The 20,601-nt window shown below is 63.7% G+C and carries 11 protein-coding genes and 2 pseudogenes; 7 read left to right on the top strand and 6 right to left on the bottom strand.

Annotation, left to right across the window (positions count from 1 at the left end; all coding sequences use genetic code 11):
- Nucleotides 1–58 precede the first annotated feature (58 nt).
- Complete coding sequence (locus ABIA70_RS11325; RefSeq protein WP_354147656.1) at nt 59–1,384, bottom strand: ABC transporter substrate-binding protein; 1,326 nt, start codon at nt 1,382–1,384, stop codon at nt 59–61.
- A gap of 206 nt (nt 1,385–1,590) precedes the next feature.
- Between ABIA70_RS11325 and ABIA70_RS11320 the strand changes: the two genes are divergently transcribed.
- The 3 genes from ABIA70_RS11320 to ABIA70_RS11310 are packed head-to-tail and all read left to right on the top strand — an operon-like array spanning nt 1,591 to nt 6,195.
- Entirely contained in the window at nt 1,591–3,579 is a 1,989-nt protein-coding gene (locus ABIA70_RS11320) for a glycoside hydrolase family 127 protein (protein ID WP_354147655.1), read from the top strand.
- Nucleotides 3,580–3,584: 5 nt separating this feature from the next.
- Nucleotides 3,585–4,901 (top strand): RuBisCO large subunit C-terminal-like domain-containing protein, encoded by a 1,317-nt coding sequence (locus ABIA70_RS11315; protein ID WP_354147654.1) that lies wholly within the window; start codon nt 3,585–3,587, stop codon nt 4,899–4,901.
- A complete protein-coding gene (locus ABIA70_RS11310; RefSeq protein WP_354147653.1) occupies nt 4,795–6,195 on the top strand; it encodes a four-carbon acid sugar kinase family protein in 1,401 nt (466 codons plus the stop codon). Before ABIA70_RS11315 ends, ABIA70_RS11310 begins: the two co-directional genes overlap by 107 nt.
- A gap of 44 nt (nt 6,196–6,239) precedes the next feature.
- Here the strand turns inward: ABIA70_RS11310 and ABIA70_RS11305 are convergent, their stop codons facing one another.
- Nucleotides 6,240–9,104, bottom strand: coding sequence for a glycoside hydrolase family 2 TIM barrel-domain containing protein (locus ABIA70_RS11305; RefSeq protein ID WP_354147652.1), 2,865 nt, complete (start codon nt 9,102–9,104; stop codon nt 6,240–6,242).
- Between the two features lie 93 nt (nt 9,105–9,197).
- Nucleotides 9,198–10,727 (bottom strand): apiosidase-like domain-containing protein, encoded by a 1,530-nt coding sequence (locus tag ABIA70_RS11300; RefSeq protein WP_354147651.1) that lies wholly within the window; start codon nt 10,725–10,727, stop codon nt 9,198–9,200.
- Nucleotides 10,728–10,949: 222 nt separating this feature from the next.
- Here ABIA70_RS11300 and ABIA70_RS11295 point away from each other — a divergent pair, with 222 nt between their 5' ends.
- The gene (locus tag ABIA70_RS11295; RefSeq protein WP_354147650.1) at nt 10,950–13,583 is read left to right on the top strand and encodes a family 78 glycoside hydrolase catalytic domain; all 2,634 of its coding nucleotides are present in this window, start codon (nt 10,950–10,952) and stop codon (nt 13,581–13,583) included.
- Between the two features lie 44 nt (nt 13,584–13,627).
- Here ABIA70_RS11295 and ABIA70_RS11290 read toward each other — a convergent pair whose 3' ends face one another.
- Nucleotides 13,628–14,638 carry a LacI family DNA-binding transcriptional regulator gene (locus ABIA70_RS11290; protein ID WP_354147649.1) on the bottom strand — a complete coding sequence of 337 codons (1,011 nt, stop codon included), beginning with the start codon at nt 14,636–14,638 and terminating at the stop codon, nt 13,628–13,630.
- Between the two features lie 3 nt (nt 14,639–14,641).
- Nucleotides 14,642–15,688 carry a D-2-hydroxyacid dehydrogenase gene (locus ABIA70_RS11285; RefSeq protein ID WP_354147648.1) on the bottom strand — a complete coding sequence of 349 codons (1,047 nt, stop codon included), beginning with the start codon at nt 15,686–15,688 and terminating at the stop codon, nt 14,642–14,644.
- A gap of 1,243 nt (nt 15,689–16,931) precedes the next feature.
- Here ABIA70_RS11285 and ABIA70_RS11280 point away from each other — a divergent pair.
- From ABIA70_RS11280 to ABIA70_RS11270, 3 genes and pseudogenes are all read left to right on the top strand, one after another.
- Nucleotides 16,932–17,427 (top strand): annotated as a pseudogene (locus ABIA70_RS11280) (transposase); the annotation flags it as partial.
- A 47-nt stretch (nt 17,428–17,474) separates the two neighbouring features.
- A complete protein-coding gene (locus ABIA70_RS11275) occupies nt 17,475–18,644 on the top strand; it encodes an IS30 family transposase (RefSeq protein ID WP_354147647.1) in 1,170 nt (389 codons plus the stop codon).
- A gap of 24 nt (nt 18,645–18,668) precedes the next feature.
- Nucleotides 18,669–19,405 (top strand): annotated as a pseudogene (locus ABIA70_RS11270) (IS256 family transposase); the annotation flags it as partial.
- 285 nt (nt 19,406–19,690) lie between these two features.
- Here the strand turns inward: ABIA70_RS11270 and ABIA70_RS11265 are convergent.
- Nucleotides 19,691–20,335 (bottom strand): hotdog domain-containing protein, encoded by a 645-nt coding sequence (locus ABIA70_RS11265; RefSeq protein ID WP_354147646.1) that lies wholly within the window; start codon nt 20,333–20,335, stop codon nt 19,691–19,693.
- Between the last annotated feature and the right edge of the window lie 266 nt (nt 20,336–20,601).

Below are 20,601 nucleotides of genomic sequence, written 5' to 3'. Positions count from 1 at the left end.
TCATACCTTTCGTCGGCTGGCAGCCCGGCCACCCAGGGGGCGGCCGGGCGAAACCGAATCATCGAGCCGCGTCAACACTCTTCTGAAGGGCGCTCATGTAGTCCTGGGCGGACATCTGTCCGGTGGTGAGGAGACCAACGTTGGACGAAGCCAGCGAGTTACTCTTCGGGTCCAAAAGGGCTTCGAACCAGAGTACGGGGTCCTTGAGCCCAGAGATTTTCTGTTGGATCTGGGCAGTCATTGTGGGGAGGTTCTTGACGTCCTCGTTGACTTTGAAACCGGAGATCGTGCCTGAATCCTTCAGCGCCTGGGCGCCATAGTTCTCAGAAATGCAACGAAGCCACTGGCCGACCTTCGGCCCGAACTGCTTGGGTGACATGGCCATGACGGCACCCGCATTGGCCGCAAACTGATCAATGCTGCCAGAGCCGCCCTTGACTGCCGGGAAAGCCATGAAGCCGATATTGGTGTCACCAATCGTGTTTTTCTTGGGGTCGTTGATAGAGCTCAGTAACCAGCTGCCGTCGTAAGTCATGGCTGCCTTGCCCGTGAGGAAAAGGTTCGAGGAGGTGTCGGCATCCCGGGTCGAGAACCCTTGGCCCAGAGCACCGGAGGAAGCGAGGTCGGCAAGGGCCTGGGCGCCTGCAACGTACTTGGCATCAGTTAATTTGGCCTTGCCGTCCCTGACGTCCTTCATCGCATCGGGCCCCGCGTTGCGGAAAATGTACATGCCCATAAGGCGCGTAAGCGGCCATCCAGCGGCGCCGGCCTGGGTCATCGGCATCACGCCGGCCGCCGAAAGTTTGGTGTTGGCTGCGGTCAGTTCATCCCAAGTCTTGGGCTCCACAATTCCATTGGCCGCAAAGATCTTCTTGTTGTACCAGATGCCCTCGACGTTGTACTGATACGGGAGGGAGACCATGCCGCCGTAGACATTTTCAACTGTGGCCGCTGCAGCGGGGAGGAGTTGATCCCCCGCGCCCAGCGTCTCCAGGGCTGCCTTGTAATCCAGCACGAGATTCCCCTTGCCCAGGTCACCGTCCGGCCGGACCATGGCTGTGCCCGCGATAAAGTGCGCCGGCAAGGCGCCCTGGCCGGCCAGGAGGGTTAGCTTCTGCACCACGTCAGCCTGCGCCACTTTCTGGTGCTCGATAGGCAGCGCGGCGTTTTCTGCCGAGCAGGCACCCTTGGCCAAGGCATCCAACGTCGCCGGAAGGGCTTTGTTCTCATTCGCGGTCAGAATAGTAAAGCTGCTTGGGTCCGTGCCCGTGGGGCCGCCCGTGCTGCCGGCCTGTTGTGGCGCTCCACCACACGCAGCGAGCGGAGTTAGGGCGAGTGCGACGGCCGTTGCCACCATGACTCGACGACTTCGGATTGCTTTCATGACGTCCTCCTTGACGGCTGCCATTCCGTGACAGCGAACCTCTGACCGATGCGTTTTCAATCAGGAGTGAGAGATTATTCAGCCCCTGGTTCGTGTTGAGCGTATCACATTATTCGTCTATTGTGAATATTCATTCGAGTTTGAGAGAATACTCAGAATGATTGTTGGCAGCAGCCTGACGAGGGTTCGACGATGAGGACGAGACCATGAAAAGCAGTACACAGCATCGGCTTCATGCGCCGCTCACTGCACTTGATGCAGCAAATGTCGTGTGGGTGGGTGGCTTCTGGGGTAACGAGCTGGAGCGCACGCGTACGGTTACAGTTCCTGGGATGTGGCAGTCACTGTCCGATCCCGATGTAAGCCCGGGCTGGCAGAATTTCCTCATCGCAGCGGGCGAGGCGGACGGCCGGCACGAAGGCCCCCCGTTCCTCGACGGGGACCTTTACAAATGGCTTGAAGCAGCGATCAGCCTATTGGAGACTTCCCCGGACGCCGCGCTGGAGGCAACCATCAATGAGATCGCAGCGAAAATCGCGTCCGTGCAGCGCGAGGATGGCTACCTCCACACGCCAACCCGCATTGCCGAACGCAATCACGAGCAGGCCCAGGCGCTGTCCGACCGCTTCAACTTCGAGACGTACAACCTCGGCCACCTCATTACCGTCGGTGTCCGCCACCATCGCGTGACAGGCGGATCGGTCCTGCTCAATGCGGCTGAGAGGGCGGCGGAGTTCCTTGAAGACCTGGCCACCAACCACACCGACCAGCTCGCGCGCAGCGCGATCTGCCCCTCTCACTACATGGCCGTGATTGATCTTTTCCGGGCCACTGGCAAGGAACGCTACCTTCGCCTGGCGGAATCGTTTGTTTCTCTTCGCGACGACTTTGAGGGGGGCGACGACAACCAGGACCGTGTCCGGGTCCGGGACCAGGTAGTCGTGGCGGGCCATGCCGTCCGCGCCAACTATCTGTACGCCGGGCTGGCAGACCTGGTTGCTGAGACCGGCGACCAGGAGCTAAAGGACGTGCTTGAGCACCTATGGAGGGACGTCGTAGACACCAAGCTGTACCTCACCGGCGGCTGCGGAGCCTTATACGACGGGGCGTCACCGGACGGCAACCCTGTCCAAAGCGATATCAGCCGCGTCCATCAGGCATACGGACGCGCCTTCCAGCTGCCGAACACCACCGCCCACAACGAATCCTGCGCCAACATCGGCATGATCTTCTGGAGCGAAAGGATGTTGGCGCTAACTGGCGACGCCGCTTATGCCGACGTCATCGAACGCATCTCGTACAACAGCCTGCTCGCGAGCATCAGCCTCGACGGCACACGCTACTTCTATACCAATCCACTCCGGCAGGTCCGGGAACTTCCGTTCCCACTACGGATGCCCGGTGAAACCGTCCAACGGCCGGTGCCGGCACCACCGGACTCTGACAAGCGGCTTCGCACGAAATACATGAGCTGCTTCTGCTGCCCGCCGAATATCGCCCGTACATTGGCACAACTCCACGAGCGCGCAATGTCCAGCTCCGCTGAGGGCCTTTGGGTTCATCTCTACGGCAGCGCTGACGTTCATGTGGAGCTTGATGGCCGTGGGATCGGACTTCGGGAAGTGACCGAGCAGCCGTGGGAGGAGCGTGTCGAATTCACGGTCACTTCAGCGATGGGCGGCGGTATCCCGCTCAAACTGCGGATCCCCGGCTGGAGCGAAAACGCCACAATCACCGTCAATGGTGAAAATGCGATGGTGGTCGTTCCCGGAACGTACGCCACGATCGACCGCGACTGGAAAACTGGCGACAGCGTCACGCTGGCGTTGCCGATGCCGGTCAAGATGATGCGCGGACACCGCCTGGCAGAGGAGATCTCCAATCAGGTTGCCGTGACACGCGGCCCGATTGTCTACTGCCTGGAGAGTCATGACCTGCCCGATGAAGTCAGGCTGGAACAGATCGCACTGCGGCGCGGCACCCGCTTCAGGCCCGTCGGAATGGACATCGAGGGCCGCCGCGTGGTGGCGCTCGAGTGCGATGCAGTGATCCTGCCCGCCGTGGGAGGCCCGGGGCTGTACGCCGAACTCGACGATGCAGAACTCATCACCGCGCCTGTGCGGCTGATTCCCTACTTCACCTGGGGGAACCGCGGGGCATCCGAAATGTCCGTCTGGCTCCCCCTGGCGTGGTGATACAAATGGCCTCCAAAATAGCCCCTGGCATAGCCCCGGTGAAGTCCGGCGCGGATCGGGCGGAAACGGGACCGCAACACGTAGTTGCCACTTATCACATTGAGACATCCCTCGATCTCCAGCACGCGGCAGAAGTACTGGCCGGCGAGCAGTCGACCGGCACGTTCATCAGGGTCGCACGCGAGTCCGACGAGTTGCGTTCCCGGTTCGCCGCGCAGGTAGTTGACCTGGCGGAGATACCGCTGACAGGCGCGTCCCCGCTGCCAGGAGCCGTCGGTGATCCGGCCAAACGGCGGCGCGCCCAGGTAAGGCTCCGGTTCCCTCTTTCCAACTTCGGCGCGTCCCTGCCCAACCTGCAGGCCGCCGTCGCCGGCAATCTGTTCGAAATAAAGGAGCTTGCGGGGATCAAACTTGTGGACCTTGACCTTCCTGAGGCCTTCGCGGAGCGCTATCCCGGACCGGCCTTTGGGCTCGCCGGAACGCGAAGGCTGATGTCCCGGCCCTCCGGCGCAATGATAGGGACGATCATCAAGCCAAGCATCGGCCTGAGCCCCGAAGAGCTTGCCGAGGTGGTCGCAGAGCTGGCCGGCGCCGGCGTCGACTTCATGAAGGATGATGAACTGCAGGGCAACGGCCCGTCCGCTCCCCTTGCTGAACGGGTGCGCGCTGTTATGCCGGTCCTGAAGCGCCACGCTGACCGCACCGGTGTGATGCCGATGTATGCCTTTAACATCACCGACGACATCGGCCGTCTAGAAGCCAACCACGACCTCGTCGTCGAAGCCGGTGGAACCTGTGTGATGGCCTGCATCAACATGATTGGGCTGTCCGGCGTTGAATTCCTGCGCCGCCATGCCTCGGTCCCTATCCACGGGCACCGAGCTATGTTTGGTGCCATCAGCCGGTCGGACCAGCTGGGATTCTCCTTCCGTGCCTGGCAGAAGTTGGCCCGGCTCTCGGGCGTGGACCATCTCCACACAAATGGAATCAGTAACAAGTTCTACGAGAACGACAGCGAAGTGCTCGACTCGATTGCGGCGGTACGCGAACCTTTGCTGGGGCAGAGCCCTACAGTTCCTGTGCTATCGTCCGGACAGTGGGCGGGCCTTGCCCACGCGACCTATGCGGCCACTGGCACGGATGACCTCCTCATTCTCGCGGGCGGCGGCATCCACGGCCACCCCGACGGGCCGGCTGCCGGAGTGAGGAGTATGCGTGCCGCGTGGGATTCCGCCAGACGCGGCGAAGCGACCGCGACAGCCCTCGCAGGGTCGGCGGATTTCCGCCGCGCCGCAGAAACATTTGGAGCCCCGCGTGGCTGACCTGCGGCTCGCCTTCTACGGCGACGATTTCACGGGCAGCGTGGACGTACTCCTGCAACTCAGTCGCGCGGGCTGGACAAGCCGACTTTTCCTAAGGCTTCCGGGCCAGGCTGAGTTGCAGGCAGCCGCGGCGGAAGTTGACGCCGTCGGCGTGGCGGGGGTGGCGCGTTCGCTCCCAACAGACCGAATGGATTCCGAAGTGCGGCCTGCGTTTGAGGCTTTAAGGTCGCTCGGGCCACAGATTGTTCAGTACAAGGCCTGTTCCACGGCCGACTCCTCACCAACCGCGGGAAGCCTTGGGCGCGTGATCGAAGTCGCCCAGGAAGTGTTCGGCCGGACCACAATACCCACCCTTTTCGCGCAGCCTGACTTCGGCCGCTACACAGCGTTCGGGCATCACTTCGCCGCGGAGGCGGGCCAGATCTACCGCCTTGACCGGCAGCCGACGATGTCGGAGCATCCGGTGACGCCTATGCGCGAGTCCGACCTCGCCCAGCACCTGTCGCTTCAGACTCCCCTGCTCATCGGCAACCTGCACCTCACTGAGTACACGGATCGGCAGAGCGTAGCAATGAAGCTGCGACAGCGGACTGAGGCAGCCACCGTTTTGGACGCTATGACGGACCAGCACATTGAAATGGTCTCCGCAGCCGTCGCAGCCAACTCAGTATCGAACGAGCCCCAATTTGTCATTGGCTCCGGCGGCTTCAGTCGTGGCCTGGCCGCCGCCCTCGACCGTGATATCGCTACGCGGGAGCAGGCAGTGTTTGCGTTGAACCCTGACGGGCCTGTGCTGGCAGTTTCGGGTTCGCAATCGCGCCAGACGTTGCGGCAGATCGAGGATGCCCGGAATAAGGGTTGGACCGTCCTTGCTTTATCCGTTGAGGATGACGTCCCGCTGACTGATCGCGTCGTTCAGGAATTGTCGGCGGGCAGGAGCGTGGTGGTCACCACCGGTGACGCAGCAGGCCCCAACTTCGACGGCACCCTGGTGGAAACGTTGTCGTCCCGTTTGTCGGCGGTCATTGAAGCCGCCTTGCGCAGGAGCGGCGACCACCGGGTGATTGTCTGCGGCGGGGACACCTCAAGCCACGTGCTCCGGCAGCTCGGCGCGGGCTCCCTGTCGATTGCGGCCAACCCTACCGGCAACGTGGTCCTCTGCAGGGTCGCATCTCCGGTCGCATGGCTGGACGGCTCGGAAATGCTGCTCAAGGGCGGCCAGGTAGGTCCGGTTGACCTGTTTGAGCTAATCCGAACCCTCCGTGCAGCGCCGGGCGTTTCACCGGTCGCCTGAAGTTGCTTACAGGTCAGGCCGCAGCCCGCGCGTCGACTCGGGCTTCAGGCCTGAAACCGGACGCTCCACAAGCTCCCTTCCTGTGGAATCTGGTATCGCTCGGGCAGAGTAGGACCGCATGCCGCGGACCCCAGCCCGAGCTGCGCCTGGTCGATGTTCACCCACACCTTGCCGGAATCTGCAAGATCGTGGGGATGCCGGGCCCCTTCAAGGGTCTCGCTGGTCCAGCGCCGTGCCGTGAAGTCGAAAGCGGGTTCACCGCCAACACGCAGCGTCGGCAGACCCGTCGCTGATATCTCCAGCCACCGGGTGTCAACATGGTTGCCGTTTTCCTGGGGCACGGGATAGCTGACTTGCAGGGCGTCGATGCTGGATGAGTAGGTCCCGACGGCGGCCGCCTCCCGCGAGTCACTGTATGACTCCCCGGGGCCACGTCCGAACCACTTAGCGTCGCGGTAGGCACCCGGCATCCCCAGCCGCAGCCCCAGCCTCGGCAGGACGATGTGCCGGTGCTGGTACGGCGTGTCTGCCCAGGGCCCCGTGAATTCTACGGAAACCTCCAGTCGAAGTCCCGTTCCATCGGCGCTCCAATCGAAGACGTACTCGATCGCGTGCGGGTGCGTTGCTGCGGCGCATCTGCCCGCGACGCGGACGCGTTCGCCATCGGACTCGATGAGGTCCGTACGGTGCCGCATCCGGTCCAGGCCTACCGCGGCCCATACGGCTGCGAGGTTGTTGTTGCTGCCCTGCCCGCGGTCATTCTCGGTGGGTGCACGATACACGTCGAGCTGCGGGCCGTCGAACTCCAGCCGTCCGAGCCGTGTGAGCTTGCCGGACAACGCATCGAAGACTGCCTCACCCAGCCGTAGCTCGCCGCAGGAGGCCTGGGGCTGTCTGCCCACCCCCGTGTACCGTGGCCGGCCCGCGGCACGCGGTCGAGGACGGACAGCCAACGCCGCCTGCGCCCATGCCACGACGTGCCCGGAAGGAGCCCACGCGGTGGTGTCCGCCAGTGCAGCCTCGACCGTGAGCCACCACTCGCCAGGTTCGTCACCGGGGGCGACCGGGCACTGCACAGTGACTGTCTCCCCCGCGGCGACGGCCGGGACGTCCAGGATGCCGGTGCCGCGCGGTAGGCCATCCAGTTCGAGGCGCCACGTGAACGTGAGATGGTCGAGCCCGATGGCATCGTGGTCGTTTCGGATCCCGATCGTCTCACCGACGGAGATCTCCACAGGCTGGAGCACTTTCTTCAGCTCGCCAAGGCCCGTCGACGGTGTCCGGTCCGAAAAGACCAGCCCGTCCAGGCAGTAGCGGCCCCCGTTCGGGCGATAATCAACGTCCGCGCCGTGCATGATGAATTCGTGGCCAGCGGCGTCCCGGTGTGTGAAGCCGTGATCGATCCACTCCCACACAAAGCCGCCACAGAACCGCTCGTGTGCCTTCAGGATGCGGTGGTAGTCCAGCAGTGAGCCGGGGCCGTTGCCCATCGCATGGGCGTACTCACACAGCAGGAACGGCAGTGAGCGCCGGCGCGCGTCGTCGTCGTCGTCGATTCCCGCAGGACGGGGATCCTCGCGCCGGCCTATCTGTGCCAGCAGCTCCAGCGACGGGTACATCAGGGATGCGAAATCCGAGTTACGGTAGCTGGGGTCGCGTTCGTAGTGGATGGGACGCGACGGGTCGCGGTGCCGGATCCAGGTCTCCACGGCATCGAAATTCCCTCCCACCCAGCTCTCATTCGCCAGGGACCAGGCCACCACGCTGGGGCTGTTTTTATCCCGCTCCACCATGCGGCGCGTACGGTCGAGCATTGCGGGCAGCCAGCGGGGATCAGCCGGCGGGTTGCCCTCCCAGCCGGCGTAAATGAAACCGTGGGTCTCCAGATCGGACTCCTCCACCACCCAGAGGCCGTACTCGTCGCAGAGCCGGATGAAGTCGGGATGGGGCGGATAGTGGCTGGTGCGTACCGCGTTGATGTTGTGCCGCTTCATCAGGACGATGTCGCGGACCATCGTTTCCCGGTCGAGCGTCCGCCCGGTGTCCGGATGGTGTTCGTGGCGGTTCACTCCCCGGAAGAAAACGCGCCTGCCGTTGACCAGCAGCACGCCGTTAATAATCTCGACCGTGCGGAATCCGATGCTCAGCTCAACTGTCTCGCCCTCAGAGGTTAGCGTCCCCCGGTACAGCCGCGGTGATTCGGCACTCCACGGCTGCACCGGCACCGTGGTTGCTTTGCCGGCATCAATATTGATGCCCAACTCCGGGACCTCCACACGGGCAGGGCATGAGGCGTCCACCCGGAGGGTCCCCTGTCCGGTCAGGTGGTCGAAGCCGGCGTGGACAAAGTAGTCGTCGATCGCACCGACCGGAGGTCGTTCGATGAGCTCGACGTCCCGGAAGATGCCGGGCAGCCACCACATGTCCTGATCCTCCAGGTAGGTGCCCGATGACCAGCGGTGCACACGCACCGCAAGCACGTTCTTGCCCGGAACCACGGGGGCGTCGAATTCGAAGGGCAACCGGCTTCCCGTGGAAAAGCCTAGCTCCTGGCCATTCAGCCAGGCCTTTGCGCATGAGTCCACTCCCTGGAACCGCAGAACGGCCCGGCCCCAGTCCTCGGCCAGGTCGAAGACCAGCCGGTAGTCGCCGGTGGGGTTTTCGGTGGGGACCCTGGGCGGGTCCAGCGGCATGGGCAGTGCGGTATTGGTGTAAAGCGGGCCCTCGTCCGTGCCGCGCAGCGACCGGGCGGGTCCGCCGGCAAGGGGTGTGACCGGTTCCAGGACCCAGTGGGACGGAACGCCGATGGTATCCCAGCCGTTGTCGTCGAACCCCGGCTTGATAAATCCGTCACCGGTGCCCGCCGCCGTCGGCGACAGCTTGAACCGCCAGCTTCCGTTCAGGCTCAAGCGGCGTGTGTCACTGATCGTATCCGCGCGGGCATCGCGGCGACCGGACCCCGGGGTGAAATCTTCCCAATATCGGCGCATCTGTTGTCCCTTTCAGCCCGCGACGGCAGGTTGCGGGACCCGGCGGATGCGCAGCGCGAGCGCCTCGCCTTCCGGCAGCTGGACCGGTTCCGCGTCTGAGGCGAACGTGTCATTTCGCTGGACTTCCGTCAGCTCGAACGTCCGGCCCGCCGGCTTTATGGTCATGTTCCACGTATCGATCACGTCAACCTCGAAGCGGTCACCTACCTCCAGCTGGATCCCTATGCCTGTGTTCGGCAGCCGAAACGTCCACGACGCTGGAGCTGTCCGACCAAGATACAGGTAGTACTCTCGCCGTGGGATACCGGCCACGAACGCCGCATCCCACCAGTTGTCAATGGGATCCAGGCCGTCTCCATCCACCTCGTCCAGCAACCGGCGCAGAAACCCGAGCCGCTCCGGGCTCTCCCCGCGCAAAAGGCCGCCCTCAACGATGTGGAGGCTGCCGTCGTCGAGCACGAAGCTCTCTCCATGGGAGGCATAGCATCCCGACACGGTGGTGATCCAGAACTGGTGCACCAGTTCCCGGGCCGTGAGGTGCCCCCACCGTTCGGGAACGTCGCCCTCGTACTTGATCTCGTCAAGCAAGACCGGTTTGCGGTACGCGTCCCGGAACAGCGAAGCGCGCCCGAAGTCCGCGGTCGCCTGTCCGAGTTGGAGCGAAGCATGCGTGACCCACGGCTGGTTGTAGTCGTAGAAGCGCATCCAGTTATGGATCGACCGCAGATGCTCATGGGGATCCGCGTCAGCAAGGAGTTCCCCGGCCGCATCCCATCTCGCGTTGGGGCGGTCCAGGATGTCGAACTCGTTGCACAGCGACCACCACACGTTGGAGTAGGCGGACAGCCGCGCGACGAGGTAGCGCAGGTACACGGCATCCTCGGCTTCGGTCAGTCCGTCGAGTCCGAAGTGGCCGTTGTCATAGGCGTTGTAGATCAGCAAATCGGCCTGGATACCCCGGGCCTGCAGAAGGACGACGGCGGCATCCAGGCGACGGAAGAAAGCCACCACCGGGCGGGTCACGTCGTGGCGGCCGTCGGCGCTGCGCTCAAACGGCAGCAAATCAGGGAAATGCTCCACATAGCCGCCCGCCTGCGGAAAGACCATAAAGCGCAGTTTATTGAAACCGGAAGCGGCCAGTGAGTCGACCGTGGCCGCGAATCGTTCCTCGGGCTGGTGCAGCCAGTTGTACACGGTGGCCCCGACCGGGCGGAACGGTGTGCCGTCTGCGTGGGCGAAGTGGAACGTTGCGGCCACCCTGACCGGCCCGTGCTCCGCAGGTGCCGGCGCCGTTACGGTGGCAGTGCCCGTCATTCCGGAAAGTCCGGCGGCCTCCGAACGTGTGCGCCAGGTCCAGTTTCCTTCCCGCTCGGGGGCGAAACGCGCCAGGTAGCGGTTGCCGCCGTCCCAGAATCCGGGCACGTTGTTGACGTCTCCGGACTCGTGCTCAAAGACGGCCCAGAACGGCACACGATCGGCTGGAAGGGGTTCGTCCGGCCCGGTCAGTACTACCTCAAGCACCGCGTAGCAGGGGTGCGTCATTGAGTGGTCCTTTCAGGTGGGCGCAGAGCGCTCCGGAATATGGTGAAGGCGTCATTGACCCGTATCAACAGCTAATCCCCCGGAACAAGGGGATGCGTGAGAAACTATTGAAACGTGTCAAGAACCAGGACATGATAGGCAGCATACTGCACGCATTCCCCACCTCCCAGCTTCCGCACTTCCCGGACACGGGCCGAGAGGCCCCACCCATCAGGAGAATTCATGAGCATCACCGTTGGTGCACCAACGTTCGAACACCACCGCGACGCCCTCGGCACGGGCGTTGCCGCGCCGAGGCTCTCCTGGAAAACCCAGGCGGTGGCCGGCTGGACGCAGGCCTCCTACGAAGTACGGGTGGATCGCGGGTCTCACGCTTACACCTCACCATCCCTTGGCTCCACCGATTCAGTCCTGCAGCCGTGGCCCTCCCTGCCGCTCAATTCGCGCGAGCAGGCAAGCGTCAGGATCCGCGTCACCGGCGCCGACGGCACCCGCTCAGGGTGGAGCGAACCGGGCACCGTCGAGGCGGGGCTGTTGGAGCCGGGCGACTGGACGGCCATGGCCATCGGCGCCGGTTGGGAGGAGGACCCGGCGTCGGACGAACGGCGTCCACCGCTGCTGCGGCGCGAGTTCGACGTCCGCAACGACGTCGCCTCCGCCCGTCTCTACGTCACCGCCCACGGGCTGTACGAAGTCGAAATCAACGGCCAGCGCGTAGGCGACGACGCGATGTCGCCCGGCTGGACCACCTACAACCACCGGCTCCGGTACTACACCTACGACGTCACCGGGCACCTGTCTTCCGGGGCTAACGTCATCGGGTCTTGGCTGGGGGATGGCTGGTACCGGGGGCGGCTGGGCTGGTACGGCGGATTCCAGAATCTTTACGGCACGGATCTGTCGCTGCTTGCCCAACTTGAAATCCGGTACCGCGACGGCTCGGTGGACGTCGTCGCCACGGATGGCTCCTGGCGCGCGGCGTCGGGTCCCATCGTGCGCAGCGGGAACTACGACGGTGAACTGTACGACGCACGGCTTGAGCTCGACGGCTGGTCCCGGCCGGGGTTCGACGACACCGGCTGGCACCATGTTGTCGCAGCACACCGCCATCCCGGCACGCTGATAGCTCCGGAGGGGCCCCCTGTCAGGTGCACGCAGGAAGTAGCCCCGGTGGCGGTGTTGACCACTCCGGGCGGCAAGAAGGTCCTCGATTTTGGCCAAAACCTGGTGGGCCGGCTCCGCATCCGGGTCTCCGGCGAGTCGGGCAACAAAGTCCTCATCCGCACCTCAGAGGTACTGCAGGACGGCGAGATCTATACCCGGCCGCTGCGCAGCGCGAAGTCCACCGACGAATACGTCATGGCCGGCCGACCGGTGGAGGAGTGGGAGCCGCGGTTCACCTTCCACGGATTCCGGTATGCCGAGGTCAGCGGATGGCCCGGTGACCTCGACGCTGCCGTTGCCCGCGGCGACGTCGTGGCCCGCGTCTATCACACGGACCTCGAGCGAACAGGCTGGTTCGTGACCTCGAACCCGCGCGTCAACCGGCTTCACGAGAACGTGGTCTGGAGCATGCGGGGCAACTTCGTGGACATCCCTACCGACTGCCCGCAGCGGGATGAGCGCGTCGGGTGGACCGGCGATATTCAGGTCTTCGCACCCACCGCCTCGTACCTCTACGACGTCTCCGGCATGCTCTCAAGCTGGCTGAAGGATGTGGCGGCGGAGCAGCTTCCCGACGGAACGGTGCCCTGGTACGTCCCCGTCATCCCTGCGCACACGATGTGGACTCCCATCCGCCCCGGTGCTGCGTGGGGCGATGTCGCGACGTTCACGCCCTGGACTCTGTACGAGCGCTTCGGTGATCGCGGTGTCCTGGAAGCGCAGTACAAGAGCGCGAAATGCTGGGTGGAACTGGTAGAGCGGCTCGCTGGTCCGGACCGGCTCTGGAATGAGGGATTCCAGCTGGGAGACTGGCTCGATCCGTCCGCCCCGCCGCATGACCCGGCTGATGCCCGTACCGACCGCTACCTCGTCGCAACAGCATATTTCGCCCGTTCTGCGGACCGCATGGCGCGGATGGCAGGGGTGCTGGGCCGGCGTGAAGACGAGGAACGGTTCACCCGGCTCGCCGCCGACATCCGCCGCGCCTTCAGGGGCGCCTATGTGGGCCCCGACGGACGGATGACCAGCGACGCCCAGACAGCTTATTCACTGGCCATCGGGTTCGACCTGCTGCCGGACGCCGGGATAGCCGCCGCAGGCCGCCGCCTCGCCGAACTCGTCGAGGCGGCCGGGCACCGCATTGCCACTGGTTTTGTGGGTACGCCGCTGGTCTCCGATGCCCTCACAGTGACCGGACATTCGGACTCGGCATACAGCCTTCTTTTGGAGGAAGAGGCGCCCTCCTGGCTCTACGCCGTGATGCAGGGCGGCACCACGATCTGGGAACGCTGGGACAGCATGCTGCCTGATGGCACGGTGAACCCCGGCAAGATGACCTCGTTCAACCACTACGCCCTGGGAGCCGTGGCCGACTGGCTCCACCGCGTGGTGGCCGGCCTGGCGCCGGGAGCGCCGGGCTACCGGCACGTCGTTTTCCGGCCACAGCCGGGTGGCGGGCTCACCCACGCTTCCGCGGAACATGAGACGCCGTATGGCCGGGCGGCCATCTCCTGGAAGATCGAAGGCGGGACCCTGCGCGTGGACGTCACCGTGCCCACGGGTGCGACGGCGACCGTGCAGCTTCCCGGGCGCGGCCCCGTGGAGATCGGGAGCGGTAAGCATCTCTTCGAAGGTGCGGCGGCCGCCGTCGATCGCGTTCCCCTGGAGGACCAGGAAACGTCCCCACGGTAGCCAGCTGGACCGGCCGGAGGCACTACGTCGGCGGTCCCCGAACCTTAGGCCAGAGTGGAGGGCCGGACCATCAGTTTCGGCTTGAAGACGATCTGCCTGGCCGATTCGGTGTCCTGGGAGATGGCCGCCTGCAGGAGGTCAACGGCGGCTATGCCGAACTCCTCGTGGGGTGCCCGGACCGATGTCAGGGGGATTACCGAGGCTTCGGCGAACTCGATGTCGTCGTACCCGACGAGGAGGACGTCGGCCGGTATGCGAAGCCCGTTGTCCACCACCAGTCCGTGCATCAGGCCCAGAGCAAGGAGGTCGTTGGCAGCGAAAATTGCCTCGGGCCTGCGCTCCGGGGACCGCCTGGCGATCTCCGCTGCCACTTCACGGCCTACCGCAAGCGTGCGGCTGCGCACGTTGATGACCTCAAGAGTGGCATCAACGCACTCGCGCACTGCGCGGCTGGCGCCCTCGATCCGGTCGGAGATCTGCGGCACTCCCAAGGGCCCTCCCACGAATGCGATGCGCCTGGCAGACTGCTCGATGAGGTGCCTCCCGGCCAGGTATCCGCCCAACTCGTCGTCCACCGACACGGACGGCTGTTCGCTGGCCAGGGCCCGCTGCCCCACGAGGACGCTCGGCGTGCCGAGCCGGCGGATGTGGGCCAGCCGGTCCTCGATGGGGCCATGCGATGCCACCAGGAGGCCGCGGACGCGGTGGGCCTGGAACATTTCCAGATAGGCGTCCTCCCGCTCCCGGCTTCTGTTTGAGTTGGCCAGGAAGACCGAAAGGCCGTCGGCTGCGGCACGCTGCTCCACACCCTCGGCGATGGTGGCAAAGAAGGGGTTGCTGATGTCCGGCGCAATGTACGCGATGGTTGCACTGCTGCCACGGCGCAACTGCGAGGCGGCGTCGTTGCGCACGAAACCCAGTTCGTCGATGGCCCGCTGGATGCGCTCACGCTTTTCCTGGGACACCTTGTCCGGGTGGTTGATGAAATGCGAAACAGTGCCTTGCGCAACCTGCGCGAGCGCTGCGACTTCCCGGATCCCCACCCTGGCAGCCATGGCTTAGTAGAACTCGACGGTGTTGACGCGGTTCAGCAGCGGTTCGCCGTCGAGGAACCGGGTCGCATTCGCGGCGAACAGCTCGGCGATGAGCCGTTCCTCGTCGTCGTTGATTGCGGCGGCGTGCGGGCTGATGAGGACGTTCGGCATTCCCCACAGCCGGCTGTCCGCCGGAAGCGGCTCGGCGTCGAAGACATCGAGGGCGGCAAATCCGATCCTGCCCTCTGCCAGGGCTCCGACGAGGGCGGCCTCATCCACCGTTGCCCCCCGGCCCACGTTGATCAGCGTGGCTCCCGGCTTGACGCTTTCCAGGACCGTACGGCTCAGAACCTGGTGTGTCGCCGTCGTGCTTGGAAGGCAGACGACGATGGCATCCGCCCCGGCGACTGCTTGAGCAAGTTCTTCCATGGCGAAGATCCTTTCCACGCCCGGCACCTCTACCTGCCTACGGTGGGCACCGATGACACGCGCGCCCAGGGCGGTCAGCTTTCCGGCTACGGCCCTGCCGATGCCCCCGAGGCCCACCACAAGGACGGTGACCGACGACAGCTGTCTGAGCGTGCGGCGCTCTCCCCAAGTCCGGTTCCTTTGATCGTTCTGAAGCCTGGAGAGCTCCTTCATCCCGGCCAGGACTCCCAACAGCGCAAACTCTGCCAGCGGCTCCGCGTGGACGCCGCCAGAGGTCGTGAAGGCAATTCGCTCCAGTTGCTCCTGGCCCAGGCCCGCAGCCCGCACCTGGCCGCCGCCTCCGGCAGGCGTCGTGTGGACCCACAGCAGCCGCCGGTTCGCCTCAACCGTGCGCCTGAGCTGCGACGACGACTGATCCGGCACGCCATACAGCGCATCTGCCGAGTCGATCAGGTTCTCGAACCGGGACTGCTCTTCCGGGGTGCGCGTGAAGGTTTCATCGCCACGGTGGTCGCCGGGGTAGCGTTGCACGGGTAGTAAGGCCTGGTCCCGGACAACCTCCAACCTGGGCTCGGTCCGCTCAATAAGCTGGCACAGTTCCTCGGACAGCGGGGTCGGCACAACAACTCGGAGTGTCTTCATGGGTCCACTGTAATTGAACAGCTTGACACGTTTCATTACCCATAGGTAAGCCTGCCAGTGACTAAAAGACTTACAGGGAGATTTCCCTCGTCTCGGCTGGTCATGTCTCTGATAGGCCGGCGCGGAGCATGAATGAAAGTCATCCAAAATGGGATGAGCGGCCGAGAAGGCCCAATGGCCACACGTGTACAGGGTGTAGACAATGTCCACACCCCCCTTTAGCCGGACAACCGATCACATTCCCGCGCCACCGATCTGCGTTAAGGAGACGGGAAGCAGCGAAAACTCTTCAAGAGATCTCCCCCAGGTCATGTCGTCCACACAATCCGTAGCCATGGGTAAGTGATGGCCAACACCGGCCACCGGAACAAGTCAGAAAGAGTGCGAATAGCCCCCACATCACAGCAGGCGGAGGGCCCACCAGCCAGGACCCTGAACCCGCCACCCACACAACTTCACAGGCCACCGCGGCGCCAGCCACAGGCCGCGGCCACAGTCAGAGGGACCCGCGGAGGGTCAATGTACACACATTAAAAGCAAAACCCCCTCTGACGAGGGGGAATGCGTGCCCGAGGTGGGACTCGAACTGCATTCCAACCCCTGCAAACACTGGGAACTCCCGGAAACATGCGGAATCCGGCCCGGTCCGAACGCCGTACGGCACGGTCCAAGCCCTAAATTGTGGACATTGTCCACACGCTCTTTTCCCACTTCGATGCCCGATCCAACCAGCTCGCGCGCCTGCCTGGGCGCCGGAGTTCACTAACTCGCCTGATCCAAAACCAGTCCCGCGCGTTCTCGTCTCGCCCTCCCCTTACCGGCTGGTCGGCTACGACGACATCCCAGAATGGCTAACACGCAAAGGCAAACCAGGATGTGCCGGCTGAGACCAGAACGACGAAATATCCACTACCGGCGTTAACCCACGGGAGTGGAAGTACAGGAGCCTCGGCCGCCCGCCGGGAGTCGGCAATACCCAGCTGAGGAAGAACCTGAAGCAGGCCACCTCCACCATCCGCGGCAAGCGCCTCCACGTCACCGGCGAGCTGCCGGACTGGGAGGAACTGCGAGACGCCGGAAGTGCCCTCAAGACGCCCTATTTTGCTGCTTGGCCCCCAAAGGCGGTCGTTACTCACGCTATTCCCGGATGGGAGTGTCTGAATAACGGTGGATCCAGGGTTGGCCTGACGCGCCGGGCGTTGCCTGGCGGGGAGGACTGATCATGGGCGACACCATGGATTCCATGGCGACTGATGTGGATCAGCAAGAGTTAGCGCGGCAGCTCCTGGCCCAGGCCAGGGCGCAGGGCATCGACCTCGTCGGCCCGGATGGGCTGTTGAACCGGCTCACGAAGAACGTCTTGGAGACCGCGTTGGAGGCGGAAATTGACGAACACCTCGGATACGAAAAGCACGATGTGTCCGGGCGCGGGAGCGGGAACTCCCGCAACGGTACCCGAACGAAAACCGTGCTGACCGAGATCGGGCCCGTGGAGATCGATGTGCCGCGGGACACCGGCTCCACATTCGATCCGCAGATCGTGCGGAAGCGGCAGCGTCGGCTGACCGGTGTTGATGAGATCGTTTTGTCGTTGAGCGCTACGGGGGCTCACAACCGGGGAAATCGCGGCCCACTTCGCGGAGGTGTTCGGCGCCACGGTCTCCAAGGACACCATTTCGCGCATCACGGAGAAGGTCATCGGGGAGATGACAGAGTGGCAGGACCGGCCCCTGGACCGGGGGCAGTGTCTAACGGTCGTTGCGAATCCTGATCGTGAGGGATTCCAATGCCCAGGTACGCCCCGAACAAGATGTCGCCTGAAGTCAAGCGTCGGTATTTCGAGCTGATCCGGCAAGGGCTCAGTGGCTCTGCTGCCTCATCACAGGTCGGCGTGTCGCTGAGCTGCGGCTCGCTGTGGTTCATCGACGCTGGCAGCGTGGACTTTGTAGACAGGCCGATCAGCCGCCGATACCTGACCCAGGATGACCGGATCGAAATTGCAGATGGCCTCGCCGCCGGCGAGTCAGTGAAAGCAATCGCCGCTCGGATCGGGAAAAGCTATCAGAGCGTCTACCGGGAGATTTCGCGCAACCGCAAGCCAAATGGCCGCTACCAACCCTGGTACGCCCATGGCCAAGCCCATCAACGTAGGCTAAGGACTAGAGAACGCCGCCTCGCTCTGGATAAGGCGCTCCGGGACGTCGTGGCCGGGAAGCTTGATAAGCATTGGTCACCCGCGCAGATCAGTCGCTGGCTCAGGCGCCGCTGGTCCAAACGCAGGTCCTGGCATGTCTGCGCCGAGACCATCTACGAAGCCGTCTACCGTGGCCTCATCGCCGCGCAGGACAGCCTCACACTTCGCACAGGCCGGACGTACCGCCATAAACGTGGACGCGGCAGGACCCGTGAAGGGGCGTTGAAGCAGTCCACCAACATGAAGCCGATTAGCCAACGCCCTGCAGTCGTCGAGACTCGCACCCGCATAGGGCACTGGGAAGGCGATCTCATCATTGGCTCCGGTCAGCGTTCGGCCATTGCCACGCTCGTCGAACGCAAGTCCAGGCTCACAGTCCTCGTCCCGATCCGGGGTGGGCGGACAGCCCAGATCGTCGGTGATGCTCTCATCCAGGCGTTTGCGATCCTTCCAAAAGCTCTCAGGGGGACGCTGACTTGGGATCAGGGCAACGAGATGTTCCACCATGAACGAATAGAGCGGGAGACGGGACTTCGTATCTACTTCGCCGATCCGCATTCCCCGTGGCAACGCGGGACGAATGAGAACACGAACGGCCTGCTGCGCCAGTACTTTCCTAAGGGCACCGATCTGGGCCTGATCACCGATGAACGGCTACGGGAAGTCAGCATCGAACTAAACGACCGGCCACGGGAATGCCTAAATGACCGCACCCCGTACCAACTCATGGCACGATGGAAACGCCAGCTCCAAACCACTTAATTCGCAACGATGGCTGGAAACCGCCGGGTCTACCCGGTGATGTTCATCGACGCGATTCACGTCAAGGTCCGTGACGGGCAGGTGACGAACCGGCCGGTCTACGTCGCAATTGGTGTCCGTGTTAACGGCGAACGCGACATCCTCGGGTTGTGGGCCGGGGACGGCGGCGAAGGGGCCAAGTTCTGGCTTTCAGTGCTGACCGAAATCAAGAACCGCGGCGTCGAGGACGTCTGCATCACCGTCTGCGACGGGCTCAAGGGCCTGCCCGAGGCCATCAACACTGCCTGGGAGCAGGCCGTCGTTCAGACCTGCATCGTGCACCTGATCCGCAACACCTTCCGCTACGCGGCCAGGCAGTACTGGGACGAAATGTCCCGTGATCTTCGCCCGGTCTACACGGCATCCTCCGAGGCCGCAGCGAAGGAACGCTTCGTCGAGTTCTCGGCAAGTGGGGCAAGCAATACCCCGCGATCACCCGGCTGTGGGAGACCGCCTGGAGCGAGTTTGTGCCGTTCTTGGACTACGACGTCGAAATCCGGCGGGTCATCTGCAGCACCAACGCCATCGAATCCGTCAACGCCCGCTACCGGCGCGCGGTCAGGGCCAGAGGCCATTTTCCCACTGAGCAGGCGGCCCTGAAATGCCTCTATCTCGCCACCAGGGCACTAGACCCCACAGGCAAAGGCAGGGCACGATGGGCCACACGATGGAAGCCGGCGCTCAACGCCTTCGCCATCAGCTTCGACGGAAGAATCAACTAAATGCCAACCGTGGATCCACCGAAAATCGGACAGTCCCGATGAGATGACTGCCGATCTTGGTGAGTTCGCTTCGCATACGCATGATTTCCCGTGCGTGGGCTGCAAGTCGGCGGTCTTCTGCGGTTCTTTGTGGCAGGTTCGTCAGGCATGGGATTCGTTCGTCGATTCCGAAGATCATTATGCAGCGCGTTGTTAGTGCAGTGCTTTCTGGACTGACCGTTGGTGCTGATCGCACGAGGATGCTGATCTGGACGTCTTGACCGTCGACCAGGATGGCTCTTGCCTCTACTTCGACCAGATACCCGATCTTGATTGGGTGGTGGAAGTGGATGCCTCCTGAGTACCTGTGGCTCGGGCTCCATGCGGACTGAGGAGAACGGCACAGGTAGCGGTGGCCTCGCTTATCCAGCGCATGACAGTGCCGCCGTGGGCATTTCCCGCCCAGTTTGCCGTTTCTGGTCCTGCGACGAAACGCAGGGTGCTTTTCGGTGTTGTCCCTTGATCTGAGTAGTATTCCGCGAGCATGGCTTCTTTAATGCGCTGACGGACAGGGATACGCTCCAAAGCAAGTCGCTGTCTAATATTGTCGTCAGGTGTCGTTTGTTCCCAGCGCCTTACGGGGTGGGGTTTTCCTTGCTTATCAACGGCCACCAGAACCAGGATGCAGTGCATGGCACGGGTGTAATCCGCTTCGTGCAGTGCACGAGCGTGCACCGATACCAGCACGTGGATGCTGGAGTTGCCGGTGTGGATGACGCGGGCATCGACCTCAACTACGTCTCCAGGCCCTATGTAGCCGTCGTAGCGCACATTTCCAACGTAGGCGGTTACGCAGTAGCTGGCGCTCCATGCGGAGGCGCAGGCATAGCCGGCGCGGTCGATCCATTCCAGTACGCGGCCTGCTTGGACTTGCCGGCCGGATTCGTCCATGTCTTGCGGGGTGGTTAGAAAGCGCAGCGTCAGCCGGTCGTTGCGGACCTCTTGCGCGCTGTCAGAGCTCGTTGCAGTGATTGTGTTTCCTCTTTTTGGTTGTGAGGCTTCCCCGGCGAATGAGAGCGGTTTGGTGGGCCAGTGCGGTGGCCGATGACAGCGGTCAGTGGGTCCGGCAACAGCTGACGGCCCGTCCGTCAGTCTGTTTCAGGGCCCTGGCAAAAGTGGCAGTCTGAGTCGCAGCTGTCTGTGGAAGGCGGTTGCGA

Origin of the sequence: Arthrobacter sp. 754, from assembly GCF_040548695.1 — a bacterium.
GTDB lineage: Bacteria > Actinomycetota > Actinomycetes > Actinomycetales > Micrococcaceae > Arthrobacter.
Note: the sequence above shows the minus strand (reverse complement) of the source record. Positions and strands in the feature narration are given on the sequence as shown.

Excerpts from the sequence above, each read along its gene's own strand:
- ABIA70_RS11300 (WP_354147651.1), bottom strand. The coding sequence starts at position 10,727 with ATGACGCACCCCTGCTACGCGGTGCTTGAGGTAGTACTGACCGGGCCG.
- ABIA70_RS11265 (WP_354147646.1), bottom strand. The coding sequence starts at position 20,335 with ATGGACGAATCCGGCCGGCAAGTCCAAGCAGGCCGCGTACTGGAATGG.
- ABIA70_RS11275 (WP_354147647.1), top strand. The coding sequence starts at position 17,475 with ATGCCCAGGTACGCCCCGAACAAGATGTCGCCTGAAGTCAAGCGTCGG.
- ABIA70_RS11315 (WP_354147654.1), top strand. The coding sequence starts at position 3,585 with ATGGCCTCCAAAATAGCCCCTGGCATAGCCCCGGTGAAGTCCGGCGCG.
- ABIA70_RS11320 (WP_354147655.1), top strand. The coding sequence starts at position 1,591 with ATGAAAAGCAGTACACAGCATCGGCTTCATGCGCCGCTCACTGCACTT.
- ABIA70_RS11295 (WP_354147650.1), top strand. The coding sequence starts at position 10,950 with ATGAGCATCACCGTTGGTGCACCAACGTTCGAACACCACCGCGACGCC.
- ABIA70_RS11325 (WP_354147656.1), bottom strand. The coding sequence starts at position 1,384 with ATGAAAGCAATCCGAAGTCGTCGAGTCATGGTGGCAACGGCCGTCGCA.
- ABIA70_RS11285 (WP_354147648.1), bottom strand. The coding sequence starts at position 15,688 with ATGAAGACACTCCGAGTTGTTGTGCCGACCCCGCTGTCCGAGGAACTG.
- ABIA70_RS11290 (WP_354147649.1), bottom strand. The coding sequence starts at position 14,638 with ATGGCTGCCAGGGTGGGGATCCGGGAAGTCGCAGCGCTCGCGCAGGTT.